This window comes from Cupriavidus taiwanensis (genome assembly GCF_900250075.1).
Lineage (GTDB): Bacteria > Pseudomonadota > Gammaproteobacteria > Burkholderiales > Burkholderiaceae > Cupriavidus > Cupriavidus taiwanensis_C.
The window spans coordinates 3,472,790-3,488,748 of record NZ_LT977070.1 but is presented as its reverse complement, the minus strand read 5'-3'; the positions used below and the strand labels follow the sequence as shown (position 1 = coordinate 3,488,748).

Here is a 15,959-nt window from a genome sequence, read left to right as displayed (position 1 = left end):
AGCACATCCTGCTGGCCCGTCAGGTTGGCGTGCCGTACATCATCGTGTTCCTGAACAAGTGCGACATGGTGGACGACGCCGAACTGCTCGAGCTGGTCGAGATGGAAGTTCGCGAGCTGCTGTCGAAGTACGAATTCCCCGGCGACGACACCCCGATCATCAAGGGTTCGGCCAAGCTGGCGCTGGAAGGCGACAAGGGCGACCTGGGCGAAGAAGCCATCATGCGCCTGGCCGACGCGCTGGACACCTACATCCCGACGCCGGAGCGTGCCGTTGACGGTACCTTCCTGATGCCGGTGGAAGACGTGTTCTCGATCTCGGGTCGCGGCACCGTGGTGACCGGCCGTATCGAGCGCGGCGTGATCAAGGTCGGCGAGGAAATCGAAATCGTCGGTATCAAGCCGACCGTGAAGACCACCTGCACCGGCGTGGAAATGTTCCGCAAGCTGCTGGACCAGGGCCAGGCTGGCGACAACGTCGGTCTGCTGCTGCGCGGCACCAAGCGTGAAGACGTCGAGCGCGGCCAGGTGCTGTGCAAGCCGGGTTCGATCAAGCCGCACACCCACTTCACCGGCGAGGTGTACATCCTGTCGAAGGACGAAGGCGGCCGTCACACCCCGTTCTTCAACAACTATCGCCCGCAGTTCTACTTCCGTACCACCGACGTGACCGGCTCGATCGAGCTGCCGAAGGACAAGGAAATGGTCATGCCGGGTGACAACGTGTCGATCACCGTCAAGCTGATCGCCCCGATCGCCATGGAAGAAGGCCTGCGCTTCGCTATCCGCGAAGGTGGCCGTACCGTCGGCGCCGGCGTCGTGGCAAAGATCCTCGACTAAGCACTTCCTGGGACATGCCCGCGGGCATGTCCCCATTCAACGGGCAGCTTGCCCAATCGCTCTTTTAAGGAAATATCATGCAGAACCAGAAGATCCGTATCCGCCTGAAGGCTTTCGACTATCGCCTGATCGACCAGTCGGCTGCCGAAATCGTGGATACCGCCAAGCGTACCGGCGCGATCGTCAAGGGCCCGGTGCCCCTGCCGACCCGCATCCAGCGCTTCGACATCCTGCGTTCGCCGCACGTCAACAAGACCAGCCGCGATCAGTTCGAGATCCGCACCCACCAGCGCCTGATGGACATCGTCGACCCGACCGACAAGACGGTTGACGCGCTGATGAAGCTCGACCTGCCGGCAGGCGTGGACGTCGAGATCAAGGTGTAATCATGCTTCGGGCTGCTTGCGCAGCCTGCTGCAGCAAAACGGCGAACCTCGGTTCGCCGTTTTTGTTTGGTGGCGCGCCGCGCGGCGGCGCCACACAGGCACTTACACGCTGCCGCGCCGGCGCAGCGTCTCGGCCGGGCACTCGCCGAACGCGCGCCGGTATTCGGCGCTGAAGCGTCCCAGGTGGGTAAAGCCCCAGCGCAGCGCGGCGCCGGTCACCGACGACAGCGCCGCGTCGTTGAGCAGGTCGTGCCGTACCCGGTCGAGCCGGACCGTGCGCAGGTAGGCCATCGGGCTCAGCCCGCGATGCTCGCGGAAGCCCGCATACAGGCTGCGCAGGCTGACCCCCGCGATTTCGGCCAGCAGTGCTGGCGTCAGCGCGGCGGCGGCATGCGCGTGGATATACTCCTCGACCACTTTCACGTGGCGCGGCGCCAGCGGCTTGCCATGCCGCTGCAGCGCCTCCGACAGGCTGTGCGGCTGCAGCGTCAGCAGCGCGCCGATCACCAGTTGCTCGAGCTGGCATGCCGTGAGCGGATGGCGGGCCGCTTCGGGCGCCATCGACAGCATCTGCGCCAGATACTCCATCAATGGATACCAGCCGGCGCTGCGCCAGGCCATGCCGAGCTGGAAGCGCAGCGGCGGGTCCGGGCGATGCCCGAGATAGGCGGCGCACACGCGCTCCAGCGCGCTGCGCTCGACACGCACGATGAGCTGGTCGTTGTCCGCGCTCCAGCGCATCAGCAGCGGATCGCTGGGTGTCACCACCGAAGCGCAGTCGGGCGTCGACACGATCTGCTGCGCGCCGCAACGGATCTCCGCCTGGCCGCTGAGCGGCATCTGCACCAGCAGGAAGTCTCCGAGCGGCCCCGGGTCGATGGTGACATCGGCGCCGTAGGCGAGCCGGTTCAGCGACACCGCGCCCAGCGGGGCGTGATGCATGCGCGCCGACAGGCTGGTTCCGCGGATATCGAGCCGGTGTGGCTTGAAGACCCGGCCAACCGCCGCACGCGTCTGGCCGAGGTCGGTCGAGGCGAACACCTGCCGCCCGGCATCGTGCAGCAGGGCGTGGGCCAGCGGCGCCGGCGCGCGGGCAGTCGGGGGCAGCTGCAACATGGTCTCGCTCCTCTGGCGTGGCCGCGGCGCTGGCTGGCGTCCACGGCAGCGGGGGCCGGGGCGCCATGCGCTCCGCATGGTCCACGCAACCACTATAGCGGATCGACCCGCTCGCCTCTGGCGTTGCGTTGACCGAAGCCGAACTTTCCTGCACTAATCGGATAGCCGCTGCAGCCAGCGGCTAGTTTGCTGCGGTGCGGAGCCACCATCATGGGATCCAGCACGGCAGCGCGACCCTCCACCAGCTGTCAGCCAACAGAGAACGACAAGGAGCGCAGGCCATGGGCCAGACCATCCAGATCCAGACCCCCGAAGGCAGTTTCAGCGGCTATCTCGCCACACCGGCGGCCGGCAAGGGCCCCGGCATCGTGCTGTGCCAGGAAATCTTCGGCGTCAATGCCACCATGCGCCAGGTGGCCGATTACTACGCCGAAGAAGGCTATACGGTGCTGGTGCCCGACCTGTTCTGGCGCATCGCACCGGGCATCGAGCTGACCGACCGCGGCGACGACTTCCAGCGCGCGCTCGGCCTCTATCAGCAGTTCGACGAAGCGCAGGGCGTGAAGGATGTGGGCGCGGCGCTGGAGACGTTGCGCGCGCGGCCCGAATGCGTCGGCCAGGCCGGCGTGCTGGGCTTCTGCCTGGGCGGCAAGCTGGCCTACCTGGCGGCCTGCCGGCTGCCCGATGTGGCCTGCGCGGTGTCCTACTACGGCGTGGGTATCGAGCACGCGCTGGGAGAGGCCGCCAACGTGCGTGGCCGCCTGGTGCTGCATATCGCAGAGCAGGACGGCTTCTGCCCGCCACAGGCGCAGGCGGCGATCCGCGAGGCGCTGGCCGGCCGGGACCACATCGAGGTGTACGTCTATGCCGGCGTCGACCATGCCTTTGCGCGCGCCGGCGGCGAGCATTTCGACAAGCCCTCGGCGCTGATGGCGCACCAGCGCTCGATCGCCGCGCTGCGCCGCGAGATGGGGCCGCACTACGACTTCTCGGCACTGTGGGACAAGCACTGCGAGTATGAATTCGCCACCCGCGATGTCGATGCAACCATGGCGACGATGGTGGCGCAGCCTTATGTGAACCATATCCCGACCATGACCGGCGGTGTCGGCCACGCGCAGCTGCGCCGCTTCTACCAGCACCACTTCGTGCACAGCAATCCGCCGGACACGACGCTGATCCCGCTGTCGCGCACGGTCGGTGCCAGCCAGATCGTCGACGAGCTGCTGTTCTGCTTCACCCACACCAGCGAGATCGACTGGATGCTGCCCGGCGTGCCGCCCACCGGCAAGCGCGTGGAGATCCCGCTGATCGCCATCGTCAAGTTCCGCGGCGACAAGCTCTACCACGAGCACATCTACTGGGACCAGGCCAGCGTGCTGGTGCAGATCGGCAAGCTGGACCCGGCGGGTTTGCCGGTGGCGGGCGTGGAAACCGCGCGCAAGCTGCTGGATGAAACCCTGCCATCCAACACGCTGATGGCGCGCTGGCAGCAGAGCGAAGGCAAGTAAGCCAGGCGGCACTGAACGGGAGCGGGCCCGCACAGGCCAGCCCCGTACCGGACAACGGTGACCGAGCCGGAGACCAACAGGGAGACAACCATGAAGGGATTGCAGGACAAGGTGGCCATCGTCACCGGCGGCGCCACGCTGATCGGCGCGGGAGTGGCACGGGCCTTCGTCGAGGCCGGCGCGCGCGTGGCGATCTTCGATATCGACGCCGCCAATGGCGAGCGCGTTGCCGCGGAACTGGGCAAGGACGCGCTCTTCATCGCGGCGGACATCACGCGGGACGAGCAGGTCCGCGATGCGGTCGGCCAGGTCGCCCGGCACTTCGGAGGCGTCGATTTCCTGGTCAACCTCGCCTGCACCTATCTCGACGATGGCTTGCGCTCGAATCGCGCCGACTGGCTGGCGGCGCTCGATGTCAACGTGGTCTCCGGGGTGATGCTGGCGCAGGCGGTGCATCCGCTGATGCGCGCGCGCGGCGGCGGCGCCATCGTCAATTTCACCAGCATCTCGGCCAGTGTGGCGCAGACCGGGCGCTGGCTCTATCCGGTGTCGAAGGCGGCCATCGCGCAGCTGACGCGCAGCATGGCGATGGATCTGGCGCCGGACCGCATCCGCGTGAACTCGGTATCGCCCGGCTGGACCTGGTGCCGGCTGATGGACCAGGTCAGCAGCGGCAACCGTGCCCGAACCGATGCGGTGGCCGCGCCGTTCCACCTGCTCGGGCGCGTCGGCGAGCCGGACGAGGTAGCGCAGGTGGTGCTCTTCCTCTGCTCCGATCACGCGAGCTTCGTCACCGGCGCGGACTATGCCGTCGACGGTGGCTACTCCGCCATGGGTCCGGAGCAGAACTTGCCTGCCATCGGCAAGCTGGCCGGCTGAAAACGCCCCACAACGATCCTTCAGGAGACCACGTCATGCGCCAGCGCATCGCCATCGTCGGAGCGGGCCAGTCGGGCCTGCAAATGGCCCTCGGGCTGCAAGCCCACGGCTACCGCGTCACGTTGCTGTCCAACCGCACGCCGGAACAGGTTCGCGCCGGCAAGGTCATGTCCAGCCAGTGCATGTTCGACCGCGCGCTGCAGACCGAGCGCGAGCTGGGCCTGAACTGGTGGGACGACACGTGCCCGCCGGTGCAGGGCATCGGCCTGGCCGTGCCGCATCCCGAGCTGCCCGGCGCCAAGGTCATCGACTGGGCCGCACCCCTGGACCGGCCGGCGCAGGCGGTGGACCAGCGCCTGAAGATGCCGGCATGGATGGAGGCCTTTGTTGCGCGCCGCGGCGACCTGCGCATCGTCGATGTCGGCGTCGACGAGCTCGAAGAACTGGCGCGCGAGCATGACCTGGTGCTGCTGGCTGCCGGCAAGGGCGAGATCGTCAGCCGCTTCGAACGCGATGCGTCGCGCAGCCCGTTCGAGCGGCCCCAGCGCGCGCTGGCGCTGACCTACGTCACCGGCATGCTGCCGCGCGAGCCGTTCTCGCGGGTTTGCTTCAACCTGATTCCGGGCGTGGGCGAGTACTTCGTCTTTCCCGCGCTGACGTTGTCGGGGCCGTGCGAGATCATGGTGTTCGAGGGCATTCCGGGCGGCCCGATGGATCGCTGGGCCGAGGCCCGCACGCCCGAACAGCACCTCGCGGAAAGCCTGCGCATACTGCGCACCTATGCGCCATGGGAAGCCGAGCGCTGCGAGCGGGTGGCGCTGACCGACGACAACGGCATCCTGTCGGGCCGCTTCGCGCCGACGGTGCGCAAGCCGGTGCTGACGCTGCCGTCGGGCCGGCTGGTATTCGGCATGGCCGATGCCGTGGTGGTCAACGATCCGATTACCGGCCAAGGCTCCAACAATGCCGCCAAATGCTGCAAGGTCTACCTCGACGCCATCCTCGCCCATGGCGAGCGGCCGTTCGACGGTGACTGGATGGCGCAGACCTTCGCCAGTTACTGGCAATACGCCGGAGATGTGGTGGCTTGGACCAACTCGCTGCTGACACCGCCGCCGCCGCACATCCTGGCGCTGCTGGGAGCCGCGGGGCAATCGCCGGCGCTGGCGGCTCGCATCGCCAACGGCTTCGATAATCCGCCGGACTACTTCCCGTGGTGGATGGACCCGCAGGCGTGCCATCAGCTGATCGATCATCACCTGCCGCAGGCCGCCTGACATGGACGCCTCAAGCCATGCCGCCCCCGCGCTCGATCCGCGCGAACTGCGCCGGGTTTGCGGGCGCTACGCGACCGGCGTGGCGGTTATCGGTGCCTGCACGCCGCAGCGGCGGCCGGTCGGCATCACCGTCAACTCGTTCGCGTCGCTGTCGCTGGCGCCGCCATTGATCCTCTGGAGCCTGGCCAGGCATTCGCCCAATGCGGGCCTGTTCGCACCGGGCGCGCCGTTCGGCGTCAGCATCCTGAGCGCCGGCCACGGCGAACTGGCGCGCCGCTTTGCCACGCCGTCGCCCGACAAGTTCGCCGGCGTTGGCCATCGTCGTTGCCCGCACGGCGTGCCTTACCTGGACCAGGCGCTGGCGACGCTGTCATGCCGGGTCGAGCGGGCCGATCCGGTGGGCGACCACTTGCTGATCGTCGGCGCCGTCGAAGCGTTCACGGCAGGGGAGGGCGAGCCGCTGGTTTTCTATGGCGGCGAATTCGTTCGCATCGCGGCCTAAACGCTTTTTGCTGTGCCTGATGGGCCGCTCCGATAGCGGCCCGTCGTCCCGACACCACAGCCAGGCAGCGCAAGCGTCACTGCTGCGCGATCCCTGCCTACAACATTGCAGGGAAATCCGCAATTCATATTGCCCTTTCCAAACTGCTGCGATATAGTGTAAGGCTACCCATCGGGTAGTGGGCTGGCCATTTTGGTCGCGCGCAGTCTTGTTTAGCGCAAGTCCATCCGCGCACAAGCGCAAGCACAGTTTTCGTGTATCAATCAGCCCCGGCCAATCGCAGCTGGGAATGGAGCAAACCATGAGCCTTGGCCTTGTAGGTCGCAAGGTTGGCATGACCCGTATTTTCACGGACGACGGTGAAGCGATTCCCGTGACCGTGGTCGAGGTCGGCGACAACCGCGTGACGCAAATCAAGACGGACGAGACCGACGGTTACACCGCGGTTCAAGTCACCTTCGGCGCACGACGCGCAAGCCGCGTCACCAAGCCGCTGGCGGGTCACCTCGCCAAAGCCGGCGTGGAAGCCGGCGAAATCATCCGCGAATTCCGTATCGACGCAGCCAAGGCTGCCGAACTGCAAGCTGGCGGTTCGCTGTCGGTCGACCTGTTCGAAGTCGGTCAGAAGATCGACGTGCAGGGCGTGACCATCGGTAAGGGCTACGCCGGTACCATCAAGCGCTACCACTTCGCCTCCGGCCGTGCCACCCACGGTAACTCGCGCTCGCACAACGTGCCGGGCTCGATCGGTATGGCGCAGGATCCGGGCCGCGTGTTCCCGGGCAAGCGCATGACCGGTCACCTGGGCGATGTCACCCGCACCGTGCAGAACCTGGAGATCGCCAAGATCGACGCAGAGCGCAAGCTGCTGCTGGTCAAGGGCGCCATTCCCGGCTCCAAGAACGGCAAGGTCATCGTTACCCCGGCCGTCAAGGCCAAAGCCAAAGCTTAAGGAGCGCATGTAATGGAACTCAAGCTCCTCCAGGACAATGGCCAGATCGGCGCCGGCGTTGACGCGTCGCCCGAAGTGTTCGGCCGTGACTACAACGAAGCCCTCGTTCACCAGATCGTCGTCGCTTACCAGGCCAACGCGCGCAGCGGCAACCGCAAGCAGAAGGATCGTGAAGAGGTCAAGCACACGACCAAGAAGCCGTGGCGCCAGAAGGGTACGGGCCGTGCTCGTGCCGGTATGTCTTCCTCGCCGCTGTGGCGCGGGGGCGGCCGTATCTTCCCGAATTCGCCGGAAGAGAACTTCAGCCAGAAGGTCAACAAGAAGATGTTCCGTGCCGGCATGCGCTCGATTTACTCGCAGCTCGCACGTGAAGGTCGTATCAATGTGGTGGACGGTTTCACCGTCGACGCGCCCAAGACCAAGCTCTTGGCCGACAAGTTCAAGGCCATGGGCCTGGACTCGGTGCTGATCATCACCGACAGCCTCGACGAAAACCTCTACCTGGCTTCGCGCAACCTGCCGCACGTGGCAGTTGTCGAGCCGCGCCAGGCTGATCCGCTGTCGCTCGTGCACTACAAGAAGGTGCTGGTGACCAAGGCAGCCGTCGCGCAGATCGAGGAGTTGCTGAAATGACGCAAGTAGCCAAGAACGATCATCGTTTGATGCAGGTGCTGCTCGCGCCGGTGGTTTCCGAAAAGGCAACCCTGGTCGCCGACAAGAATGAACAAGTCGTGTTCGAAGTGGCTCGCGATGCCAACAAGGCAGAAGTGAAGGCCGCCGTCGAACTGCTGTTCAAGGTCGAGGTGCAGTCCGTTCAGATCCTGAACCAGAAGGGCAAGCAGAAGCGCTTCGGCCGTTTCATGGGCCGTCGCAACCACGTGAAGAAAGCTTACGTGTCGCTGAAGCCGGGTCAGGAAATCAATTTTGAAGCGGAGGCCAAGTAATCATGGCACTCGTCAAGACCAAGCCGACTTCCCCGGGTCGTCGCTCGATGGTGAAGGTCGTCAACAAGGACCTTCACAAGGGCGCCCCGCACGCTCCGCTGCTGGAAAAGCAATTCCAGAAGTCGGGCCGTAACAACAATGGTCATATCACCACCCGCCACAAGGGCGGTGGTCATAAGCACCACTACCGCGTGGTCGATTTCAAGCGCAACGACAAGGACGGCATCCCCGCCAAGGTCGAGCGCCTGGAATACGATCCGAACCGCAGCGCCAACATCGCGCTGGTCGTGTTCGCCGACGGCGAGCGCCGCTACATCATCGCCACCAAGGGCATGGTTGCCGGCCAAGCGCTGCTGAATGGCTCGGAAGCGCCGATCAAGGCTGGTAACAACCTGCCGATCCGCAACATTCCGGTCGGTACCACGATCAACAACGTGGAAATGCTGCCGGGCAAGGGCGCCCAGATCGCCCGCGCCGCTGGCGGTTCCGCCGTGCTGCTGGCCCGTGAAGGCCTGTACGCCCAGGTTCGCCTGCGCTCCGGCGAAGTGCGCCGCGTGCACATCGAGTGCCGCGCCACCGTCGGTGAAGTGGGCAACGAAGAGCACAGCCTGCGCGTCATCGGCAAGGCCGGTGCGACCCGTTGGCGCGGTATCCGCCCGACGGTCCGCGGCGTGGTGATGAACCCGGTCGACCACCCGCACGGTGGTGGCGAGGGCAAGACCGCTGCTGGCCGCGATCCGGTGTCGCCGTGGGGTACCCCGACCAAGGGTTACCGTACCCGCAGCAACAAGCGCACGGACAGCATGATCGTCCAGAAGCGCCACAAGCGTTAATCGGTAGGTAGGAGCTAAAGATATGACTCGTTCCGCTAAAAAGGGTCCGTTCTGCGACGCCCACCTGCTGAAAAAGGTGGAAGTTGCAACCAGCGGCAAGGACAAGAAGCCCATCAAGACGTGGTCGCGCCGCTCGACCATTCTGCCGGAGTTCATTGGCCTGACGATCGCCGTTCACAACGGCCGTCAACACGTGCCGGTGTACGTTACGGAAAACATGGTTGGCCACAAGCTCGGCGAATTTGCGATCACCCGCACGTTCAAGGGCCACGCGGCTGACAAGAAAGCGAAGAGGTAAGGTGCCATCATGGAAGTGAAAGCGATTCATCGCGGTGCCCGCATCTCCGCCCAGAAGACGCGCCTGGTCGCTGACCAGATCCGTGGTCTGCCGATCGAGCGCGCGCTCAACGTCCTGACGTTCAGCCCGAAAAAGGCTGCCGGGATCGTGAAGAAGGTGGTCGAATCGGCCATCGCCAACGCCGAGCACAACGAAGGCGCCGACATCGACGAACTCAAGGTCAAATCGATCTACGTCGACAAGGCAACCTCGCTCAAGCGCTTCACGGCACGGGCAAAGGGCCGCGGCAACCGCATCGAGAAACAAACCTGTCACATCACTGTGACGCTCGGCAACTAAGGAGTCACGATGGGACAGAAGATTCATCCGACTGGCTTCCGTCTGGCTGTCAGCCGTAACTGGGCTTCGCGCTGGTACGCCAGCAACACGAAGTTCGCCGGCATGCTGAAGGAAGACATCGAAGTTCGCGACTTCCTGAAGAAGAAGCTGAAGAACGCATCGGTTGGCCGCGTCGTGATCGAGCGCCCCGCCCGCAATGCCCGCATCACCATTTACAGCTCGCGTCCGGGCGTGGTGATCGGCAAGAAGGGTGAGGACATCGAACTGCTGAAGGCCGAACTGCAGCGTCGCATGGGCGTGCCCGTGCACGTGAACATCGAGGAAATCCGCAAGCCGGAAACCGATGCTCAGCTGATCGCCGACTCGATCACCCAGCAGCTCGAGCGCCGCATCATGTTCCGCCGCGCCATGAAGCGCGCCATGCAGAACGCGATGCGCCTGGGCGCCCAGGGTATCAAGATCATGAGCGCCGGCCGTCTGAACGGTATCGAAATCGCACGTACCGAGTGGTACCGCGAAGGCCGTGTGCCCCTGCACACCCTGCGCGCCGACATCGACTACGGCTTCTCCGAGGCAGAAACCACCTACGGCATCATCGGTGTCAAGGTGTGGGTCTACAAGGGGGATCACCTCGGCCGCAATGACGCGCCGGTGGTGGAAGAGCCGCAAGACGACCGTCGTCGTCGCCCGGGTCGTCCGGAAGGCCGCCGCCGTGAAGGCGAAGGCCGTCCGGGTGGCAACCGTCGCGGTGGCGCCGGTGCAGGTGCCGGTCGCCGCGGTGCGCCTGGCGATGCGAAGAGTGGAGAATAACGATGCTGCAACCTAAGCGCAGAAAATACCGCAAGGAGCAGAAGGGCCGCAACACGGGTAAGGCTACCCGTGGCAACGCCGTGTCTTTCGGCGAATTCGGCCTGAAGGCAATGGGCCGTGGCCGCCTGACGGCTCGTCAGATCGAGTCGGCACGTCGTGCGATGACCCGCCACATCAAGCGTGGCGGCCGCATCTGGATCCGGATCTTCCCGGACAAGCCGATCTCGAAGAAGCCCGCCGAAGTCCGTATGGGTAACGGCAAGGGCAATCCGGAGTACTACGTGGCTGAAATCCAGCCGGGCAAGATGCTGTACGAAATGGATGGCGTGAGCGAAGACCTGGCACGTGAGGCGTTCCGCCTCGCAGCGGCCAAGCTGCCGATCGCCACCAATTTCGTGGTGCGCCAGGTCGGGACGTAAGGAGAGCAGGGATGAAAGCATCCGAACTTCGCGGCAAGGACGCCGCAGGCCTGAACCAGGAGCTCTCCGAGCTGCTGAAGGCCCAATTTAGCCTGCGCATGCAAAAGGCAACCCAACAGCTGCAGAACACCAGCCAGCTGAAGAAGGTTCGCAAGGACATCGCGCGCGTGCAAACCGTGCTGACTGAAAAGGCGAACGCGAAATGACTGAAGCTGCACAAACGGAAAAGTCGCTTCGCCGCACCCTGGTCGGCCGTGTCGTGAGCGACAAGATGGACAAGACCGTTACGGTCTTGGTGGAAAACCGCGTCAAGCATCCCCTGTACGGCAAGTACGTGCTGCGTTCCAAGAAGTACCACGCACACGACGAAGCCAACCAGTACAAGGAAGGCGACAAGGTCGAAATCCAGGAAGGCCGTCCGCTGTCGCGGACCAAGTCCTGGGTGGTTTCCCGGCTGGTAGAGGCTGCACGCGTCATCTAAGAACAACACGTTCTTAGCTTGACTTGCAAGTCCAGGATTATGTAGCTATAATCCTGGACTTCCGCTTTATTGCGTTCGCCTTAGTTGTACCACCCGGGCGGGCCTGTTGAGCGAGCCAGGGCCAGGCGGCTCCGATGTTTTTTTAGTCGGATTGCCAGGCTCCTACCGACTTCAAAGTTGATCAACCCATACGGTGCTGGCGCAAGGCCGGAACCGACGGGACCAAGACTGACCGACGGGCGCTATCGCACCTGGCGGATTAAGTTGGGAAGACAAACACCATGATTCAGACAGAAAGCCGGCTCGAAGTGGCCGATAACACTGGTGCGCGCGAAGTGCTGTGCATCAAGGTGCTGGGTGGCTCCAAGCGCCGCTACGCAAGCGTTGGCGACATCATCAAGGTGACCGTCAAGGACGCAGCGCCGCGCGGTCGCGTCAAGAAGGGCGACATCTACAACGCCGTCGTCGTGCGTACCGCCAAGGGCGTGCGCCGCGCTGACGGTTCGCTGATCAAGTTCGACGGCAACGCCGCCGTCCTGCTGAACAACAAGCTCGAGCCGATCGGCACCCGTATCTTCGGGCCGGTGACTCGTGAACTCCGTACCGAGCGCTTCATGAAGATCGTGTCGCTCGCTCCGGAAGTGCTGTAAGGAGCCGCCATGAACAAGATTCGCAAAGGCGACGAAGTCATCGTGCTGACCGGCAAGGACAAGGGCAAGCGCGGTACCGTGCAAGCCGTCCTCGGCGACAAGGTTGCGGTGCAAGGCGTGAACATCGCCAAGAAGCATGCCCGCCCGAACCCGATGCTGGGCACTACCGGTGGTGTGGTCGACAAGGTCATGCCGCTGCATATTTCCAACGTTGCGCTCGTGGATGCCAATGGCAAGCCGTCGCGCGTCGGCATCAAGGTGGAAGACGGCAAGCGCGTGCGCGTGCTGAAGACCACCGGCGCCGTCGTGGCAGCTTGATTCTGGGCACGTATAGGAGTTGAGCATGGCAGCACGTCTGCAAGAGTTTTACAAAGAACAGGTTGTGCCGAAGCTGATCGAGCAGTTCGGCTACAAGTCGGTCATGGAAGTGCCGCGCATCACCAAGATCACCCTGAACATGGGTCTTGGCGAAGCCATCAATGACAAGAAGATCATTGAAAACGCCGTGGGCGACCTGACCAAGATCGCCGGTCAGAAGCCGGTCGTGACGAAGGCCAAGAAGGCCATCGCCGGCTTCAAGATCCGCCAGGGCTATCCCATCGGTGCGATGGTGACCCTGCGCGGCGAGCGCATGTTCGAATTCCTCGATCGTTTCGTCACCGTGGCCCTGCCGCGCGTGCGTGACTTCCGTGGTGTGTCGGGCCGTTCGTTCGACGGTCGTGGCAACTACAACATCGGTGTGAAAGAGCAGATCATTTTCCCCGAAATCGAGTACGACAAGATCGACGCACTGCGTGGTCTGAACATCAGCATCACGACGACGGCAAAGAACGACGAGGAAGCCAAGGCCCTCCTCGGTGCGTTCAAGTTCCCGTTCCGCAATTAAGGGGTAACCGTGGCTAAACTGGCTCTGATTGAACGTGAGAAGAAGCGCGCCAAGCTGGTGGCAAAGTATGCCGCCAAGCGCGCCAACCTCAAGGCCATTATCGACGACCAAGAAAAGTCGGAAGAAGAGCGTTACAGCGCGCGTCTCGAGCTGCAGCAGCTCCCGCGCAACGCGAACCCGACCCGCCAGCGCAACCGCTGCGCGATCACCGGTCGTCCCCGCGGTACCTTCCGCAAGTTTGGCCTGGCGCGTAACAAGATCCGCGAAATCGCCTTCAAGGGCGAAATCCCGGGTCTGACGAAAGCCAGCTGGTAATTACGCACAGGCTACAGGAGAAACAGTATGAGCATGAGCGATCCTATCGCCGATATGCTGACGCGCATCCGCAACGCCCAGGGCGTGCAGAAAGCGTCGGTTGTCATGCCGTCGTCGAAGCTGAAAGTGGCAATCGCCAAGGTCCTGAAGGACGAAGGCTACATCGACGACTACGCCGTCCAGGAAGATGGCGGCAAGGCACAACTGAGCATCGGTCTCAAGTACTACGCCGGCCGTCCGGTGATCGAGCGCATCGAGCGCGTCTCGAAGCCCGGCCTGCGCGTGTACAAGGGCCGCAGCGACATTCCGCAAGTGATGAACGGCCTCGGTGTGGCGATCATCTCGACCCCGCAGGGTCTGATGACCGACCGCAAGGCTCGCGCCACCGGCGTGGGCGGCGAAGTTCTCTGCTACGTCGCTTAAGGAGAGAACCATGTCCCGTGTAGGTAAGGCTCCCATCGCGCTCCCCAAGGGCGCGGAAGTGAACGTGGCAGCTGGCGTGCTCTCCGTGAAGGGTCCGCTGGGTACGCTGTCGCAGCCGATTCACAGCCTGGTCAAGGTCAATGTCGAGAACGACACGCTGACCTTCGCGCCGGCTGACGAGTCGCGTGAAGCAAACGCCCTGCAAGGCACCATGCGCGCCCTGGCGGCGAACATGGTCAAGGGCGTGACCACCGGTTTCGAGCGCAAGCTGAACCTCGTTGGCGTGGGCTATCGTGCCCAGCTGCAAGGCACTGCGCTGAAGCTCCAGCTTGGTTTCTCGCACGACGTGATCCATGAGATGCCGGAAGGCGTGAAGGCTGAAACGCCGACGCAGACCGAAATCCTGATCAAGGGTGCGGACAAGCAGAAAGTCGGTCAGGTTGCCGCGGAAGTCCGCGCGTACCGCCCGCCCGAGCCCTACAAGGGCAAGGGTGTGCGCTACAGCGACGAGCGCGTCATCCTGAAGGAAACCAAGAAGAAGTAAGGGGTGCAATGATGAACAAGAAAGACGCTCGTTTGCGCCGTGCACGTCAGACCCGCGCCAAGATCGCGGAGATGAAAGTCAATCGTCTGACCGTGTTCCGTACGAATTCGAACATTTACGCCCAGGTCTTCTCCGAGTGCGGCACCAAGGTGCTGGCTTCGGCTTCGACCGTCGAGGCAGAAGTGCGCAAGGAACTGGAAGGCAAGGGCGCTACCGCCGCTGCCGCTACCGTCGTGGGCAAGCGCATCGCCGAGAAGGCGAAGGCTGCCGGCGTGGAAACCGTCGCCTTCGACCGCGCCGGCTTCCGTTTCCATGGCCGCGTCAAGGCCCTGGCAGACGCCGCCCGCGAAGCTGGCCTGAAGTTCTAAGCGCATAGAGAGAGATACGTCATGGCAAAGATGCAAGCAAAAGTCCAACAGGACGAACGCGACGACGGCCTCCGCGAGAAGATGATCTCGGTCAACCGTGTCACCAAGGTGGTGAAGGGTGGCCGGATTCTCGGTTTCGCTGCGCTGACCGTGGTCGGTGACGGCGATGGCCGCATCGGCATGGGCAAGGGCAAGGCCAAGGAAGTGCCGGTTGCTGTTCAGAAGGCAATGGACGAAGCCCGTCGCAAGATGGTCAAGGTCTCGCTGAAGAACGGCACGCTGCAACACGAAGTCGTTGGCAAGCACGGCGCCGCCAAGGTGCTGATGATGCCCGCCAAGGAAGGTACCGGCGTGATCGCCGGCGGCCCGATGCGCGCGATCTTCGAAGTGATGGGCGTCACCAACGTGGTGACCAAGTCGCACGGCTCCACCAACCCGTACAACATGGTTCGCGCCACGCTGGACGGCCTTCAGAAGATGAGCACGCCGGGCGAAATCGCCGCCAAGCGTGGCAAGTCGGTCGAAGACATCCTGGGTTAAGGTGAACGCAATGTCGCAGAAAACCGTAAAAGTGCAACTCGTGCGCAGCCTGATCGGCACGCGCGAGGATCATCGCGCCACCGTTCGTGGCCTGGGCCTGCGCCGCATCAACTCGGTGTCGGAGCTGCAGGACACGCCCGCCGTGCGCGGCATGATCAACAAGGTCTCGTACCTGGTCAAGGTTCTGGCCTGATCGGGACTTGGAGAGCAAGATGCAACTGAACAACCTGAAACCGGCTGCCGGTTCGAAGCACGCCAAGCGTCGCGTCGGCCGCGGTATCGGCTCCGGCCTGGGCAAGACCGCCGGTCGCGGTCACAAGGGTCAGAAGTCGCGTTCGGGCGGCTTCCACAAGGTGGGCTTCGAAGGCGGTCAAATGCCGCTGTATCGTCGCCTGCCGAAGCGCGGCTTCACCTCGCTGACCAAGGCGTTCACCGCCGAAGTCACGCTGCGTGACATCGAGCGCCTGGAAGCGGCCGAAGTCGACCTGCTGGTCCTGAAGCAGGCTGGCCTGGTCGGCGACCTGGTCAAGAGCGCCAAGGTCATCAAGGCCGGCGAGCTGACCCGCAAGGTGACGATCAAGGGTCTGGGCGCCACCGCTGGCGCCAAGGCCGCGATCGAAGCCGCCGGCGGCCAGATCGCAGCCTGA

27 protein-coding genes are annotated in these 15,959 nt (G+C 64.0%); 26 read left to right on the top strand and 1 reads right to left on the bottom strand.

The genetic code is table 11. The annotated features are described in order from the left end of the window. Together CBM2588_RS16365 and rpsJ are read left to right on the top strand one after the other, a co-directional pair. The coding region (locus tag CBM2588_RS16365) for an elongation factor Tu (RefSeq protein ID WP_115681513.1) at positions 1–839 on the top strand (839 nt) is incomplete at its 5' end. A 77-nt stretch (positions 840–916) separates the two neighbouring features. After that, positions 917–1,225: a 30S ribosomal protein S10 gene (gene rpsJ, locus CBM2588_RS16360; protein ID WP_006160488.1), complete on the top strand. Its 309-nt coding sequence runs from the start codon at positions 917–919 to the stop codon at positions 1,223–1,225. A gap of 102 nt (positions 1,226–1,327) precedes the next feature. Here rpsJ and CBM2588_RS16355 read toward each other — a convergent pair whose 3' ends face one another. Next, positions 1,328–2,341 (bottom strand): AraC family transcriptional regulator, encoded by a 1,014-nt coding sequence (locus CBM2588_RS16355; protein WP_115681335.1) that lies wholly within the window; start codon positions 2,339–2,341, stop codon positions 1,328–1,330. A 281-nt stretch (positions 2,342–2,622) separates the two neighbouring features. Between CBM2588_RS16355 and CBM2588_RS16350 the strand changes: the two genes are divergently transcribed. The 24 genes from CBM2588_RS16350 to rplO all read left to right on the top strand — a co-directional run bounded on the left by CBM2588_RS16350 (position 2,623) and on the right by rplO (position 15,959). Beyond that, a complete protein-coding gene (locus tag CBM2588_RS16350; protein ID WP_115681334.1) occupies positions 2,623–3,852 on the top strand; it encodes a dienelactone hydrolase family protein in 1,230 nt (409 codons plus the stop codon). 90 nt (positions 3,853–3,942) lie between these two features. Next, positions 3,943–4,731 carry an SDR family oxidoreductase gene (locus tag CBM2588_RS16345; protein ID WP_115681333.1) on the top strand — a complete coding sequence of 263 codons (789 nt, stop codon included), beginning with the start codon at positions 3,943–3,945 and terminating at the stop codon, positions 4,729–4,731. Positions 4,732–4,766: 35 nt separating this feature from the next. Next, positions 4,767–6,008: a styrene monooxygenase/indole monooxygenase family protein gene (locus CBM2588_RS16340; protein ID WP_115681332.1), complete on the top strand. Its 1,242-nt coding sequence runs from the start codon at positions 4,767–4,769 to the stop codon at positions 6,006–6,008. Position 6,009: 1 nt separating this feature from the next. Further along, positions 6,010–6,510 (top strand): flavin reductase family protein, encoded by a 501-nt coding sequence (locus CBM2588_RS16335; protein WP_115681331.1) that lies wholly within the window; start codon positions 6,010–6,012, stop codon positions 6,508–6,510. A gap of 301 nt (positions 6,511–6,811) precedes the next feature. Continuing rightward, positions 6,812–7,462 (top strand): 50S ribosomal protein L3, encoded by a 651-nt coding sequence (gene rplC, locus CBM2588_RS16330; protein WP_010812397.1) that lies wholly within the window; start codon positions 6,812–6,814, stop codon positions 7,460–7,462. A gap of 12 nt (positions 7,463–7,474) precedes the next feature. Further along, entirely contained in the window at positions 7,475–8,095 is a 621-nt protein-coding gene (gene rplD / locus CBM2588_RS16325) for a 50S ribosomal protein L4 (protein WP_022536862.1), read from the top strand. Next, the gene (gene rplW, locus CBM2588_RS16320; RefSeq protein WP_006576245.1) at positions 8,092–8,406 is read left to right on the top strand and encodes a 50S ribosomal protein L23; all 315 of its coding nucleotides are present in this window, start codon (positions 8,092–8,094) and stop codon (positions 8,404–8,406) included. Before rplD ends, rplW begins: the two co-directional genes overlap by 4 nt. Before the next feature lie 2 nt (positions 8,407–8,408). Beyond that, the gene (gene rplB / locus CBM2588_RS16315) at positions 8,409–9,239 is read left to right on the top strand and encodes a 50S ribosomal protein L2 (protein WP_115660935.1); all 831 of its coding nucleotides are present in this window, start codon (positions 8,409–8,411) and stop codon (positions 9,237–9,239) included. Between the two features lie 22 nt (positions 9,240–9,261). Further along, a complete protein-coding gene (gene rpsS, locus CBM2588_RS16310) occupies positions 9,262–9,537 on the top strand; it encodes a 30S ribosomal protein S19 (RefSeq protein WP_012354138.1) in 276 nt (91 codons plus the stop codon). A gap of 9 nt (positions 9,538–9,546) precedes the next feature. Continuing rightward, positions 9,547–9,876, top strand: a complete 330-nt coding sequence (gene rplV / locus CBM2588_RS16305; RefSeq protein WP_003271370.1) for a 50S ribosomal protein L22 — start codon at positions 9,547–9,549, stop codon at positions 9,874–9,876. A 9-nt stretch (positions 9,877–9,885) separates the two neighbouring features. Continuing rightward, positions 9,886–10,686: a 30S ribosomal protein S3 gene (gene rpsC, locus CBM2588_RS16300; protein WP_013958243.1), complete on the top strand. Its 801-nt coding sequence runs from the start codon at positions 9,886–9,888 to the stop codon at positions 10,684–10,686. 2 nt (positions 10,687–10,688) lie between these two features. After that, a complete protein-coding gene (rplP, locus tag CBM2588_RS16295) occupies positions 10,689–11,105 on the top strand; it encodes a 50S ribosomal protein L16 (protein ID WP_010812391.1) in 417 nt (138 codons plus the stop codon). Between the two features lie 11 nt (positions 11,106–11,116). Then, positions 11,117–11,311, top strand: a complete 195-nt coding sequence (gene rpmC, locus CBM2588_RS16290; RefSeq protein WP_008642937.1) for a 50S ribosomal protein L29 — start codon at positions 11,117–11,119, stop codon at positions 11,309–11,311. Beyond that, the gene (rpsQ, locus tag CBM2588_RS16285) at positions 11,308–11,586 is read left to right on the top strand and encodes a 30S ribosomal protein S17 (protein ID WP_010812389.1); all 279 of its coding nucleotides are present in this window, start codon (positions 11,308–11,310) and stop codon (positions 11,584–11,586) included. Before rpmC ends, rpsQ begins: the two co-directional genes overlap by 4 nt. 281 nt (positions 11,587–11,867) lie before the next feature. After that, positions 11,868–12,236 carry a 50S ribosomal protein L14 gene (gene rplN / locus CBM2588_RS16280; RefSeq protein WP_010812388.1) on the top strand — a complete coding sequence of 123 codons (369 nt, stop codon included), beginning with the start codon at positions 11,868–11,870 and terminating at the stop codon, positions 12,234–12,236. A 9-nt stretch (positions 12,237–12,245) separates the two neighbouring features. Further along, positions 12,246–12,554, top strand: coding sequence for a 50S ribosomal protein L24 (gene rplX / locus CBM2588_RS16275; protein ID WP_010812387.1), 309 nt, complete (start codon positions 12,246–12,248; stop codon positions 12,552–12,554). 25 nt (positions 12,555–12,579) lie between these two features. After that, positions 12,580–13,122, top strand: coding sequence for a 50S ribosomal protein L5 (gene rplE / locus CBM2588_RS16270; RefSeq protein ID WP_010812386.1), 543 nt, complete (start codon positions 12,580–12,582; stop codon positions 13,120–13,122). 9 nt (positions 13,123–13,131) lie between these two features. Continuing rightward, positions 13,132–13,437, top strand: a complete 306-nt coding sequence (rpsN, locus tag CBM2588_RS16265; protein WP_010812385.1) for a 30S ribosomal protein S14 — start codon at positions 13,132–13,134, stop codon at positions 13,435–13,437. Positions 13,438–13,464: 27 nt separating this feature from the next. Next, complete coding sequence (gene rpsH / locus CBM2588_RS16260; RefSeq protein ID WP_010812384.1) at positions 13,465–13,860, top strand: 30S ribosomal protein S8; 396 nt, start codon at positions 13,465–13,467, stop codon at positions 13,858–13,860. A gap of 10 nt (positions 13,861–13,870) precedes the next feature. Continuing rightward, entirely contained in the window at positions 13,871–14,404 is a 534-nt protein-coding gene (rplF, locus tag CBM2588_RS16255) for a 50S ribosomal protein L6 (RefSeq protein WP_012354137.1), read from the top strand. An 11-nt stretch (positions 14,405–14,415) separates the two neighbouring features. Beyond that, on the top strand, positions 14,416–14,772 hold the full coding sequence (gene rplR, locus CBM2588_RS16250; protein WP_062802262.1) for a 50S ribosomal protein L18: 357 nt from the start codon (positions 14,416–14,418) through the stop codon (positions 14,770–14,772). Between the two features lie 21 nt (positions 14,773–14,793). Beyond that, a complete protein-coding gene (gene rpsE / locus CBM2588_RS16245) occupies positions 14,794–15,312 on the top strand; it encodes a 30S ribosomal protein S5 (RefSeq protein ID WP_006160449.1) in 519 nt (172 codons plus the stop codon). 10 nt (positions 15,313–15,322) lie between these two features. Beyond that, positions 15,323–15,505 (top strand): 50S ribosomal protein L30, encoded by a 183-nt coding sequence (gene rpmD / locus CBM2588_RS16240; RefSeq protein WP_010812381.1) that lies wholly within the window; start codon positions 15,323–15,325, stop codon positions 15,503–15,505. 19 nt (positions 15,506–15,524) lie between these two features. Next, positions 15,525–15,959 (top strand): 50S ribosomal protein L15, encoded by a 435-nt coding sequence (rplO, locus tag CBM2588_RS16235; RefSeq protein WP_012354135.1) that lies wholly within the window; start codon positions 15,525–15,527, stop codon positions 15,957–15,959.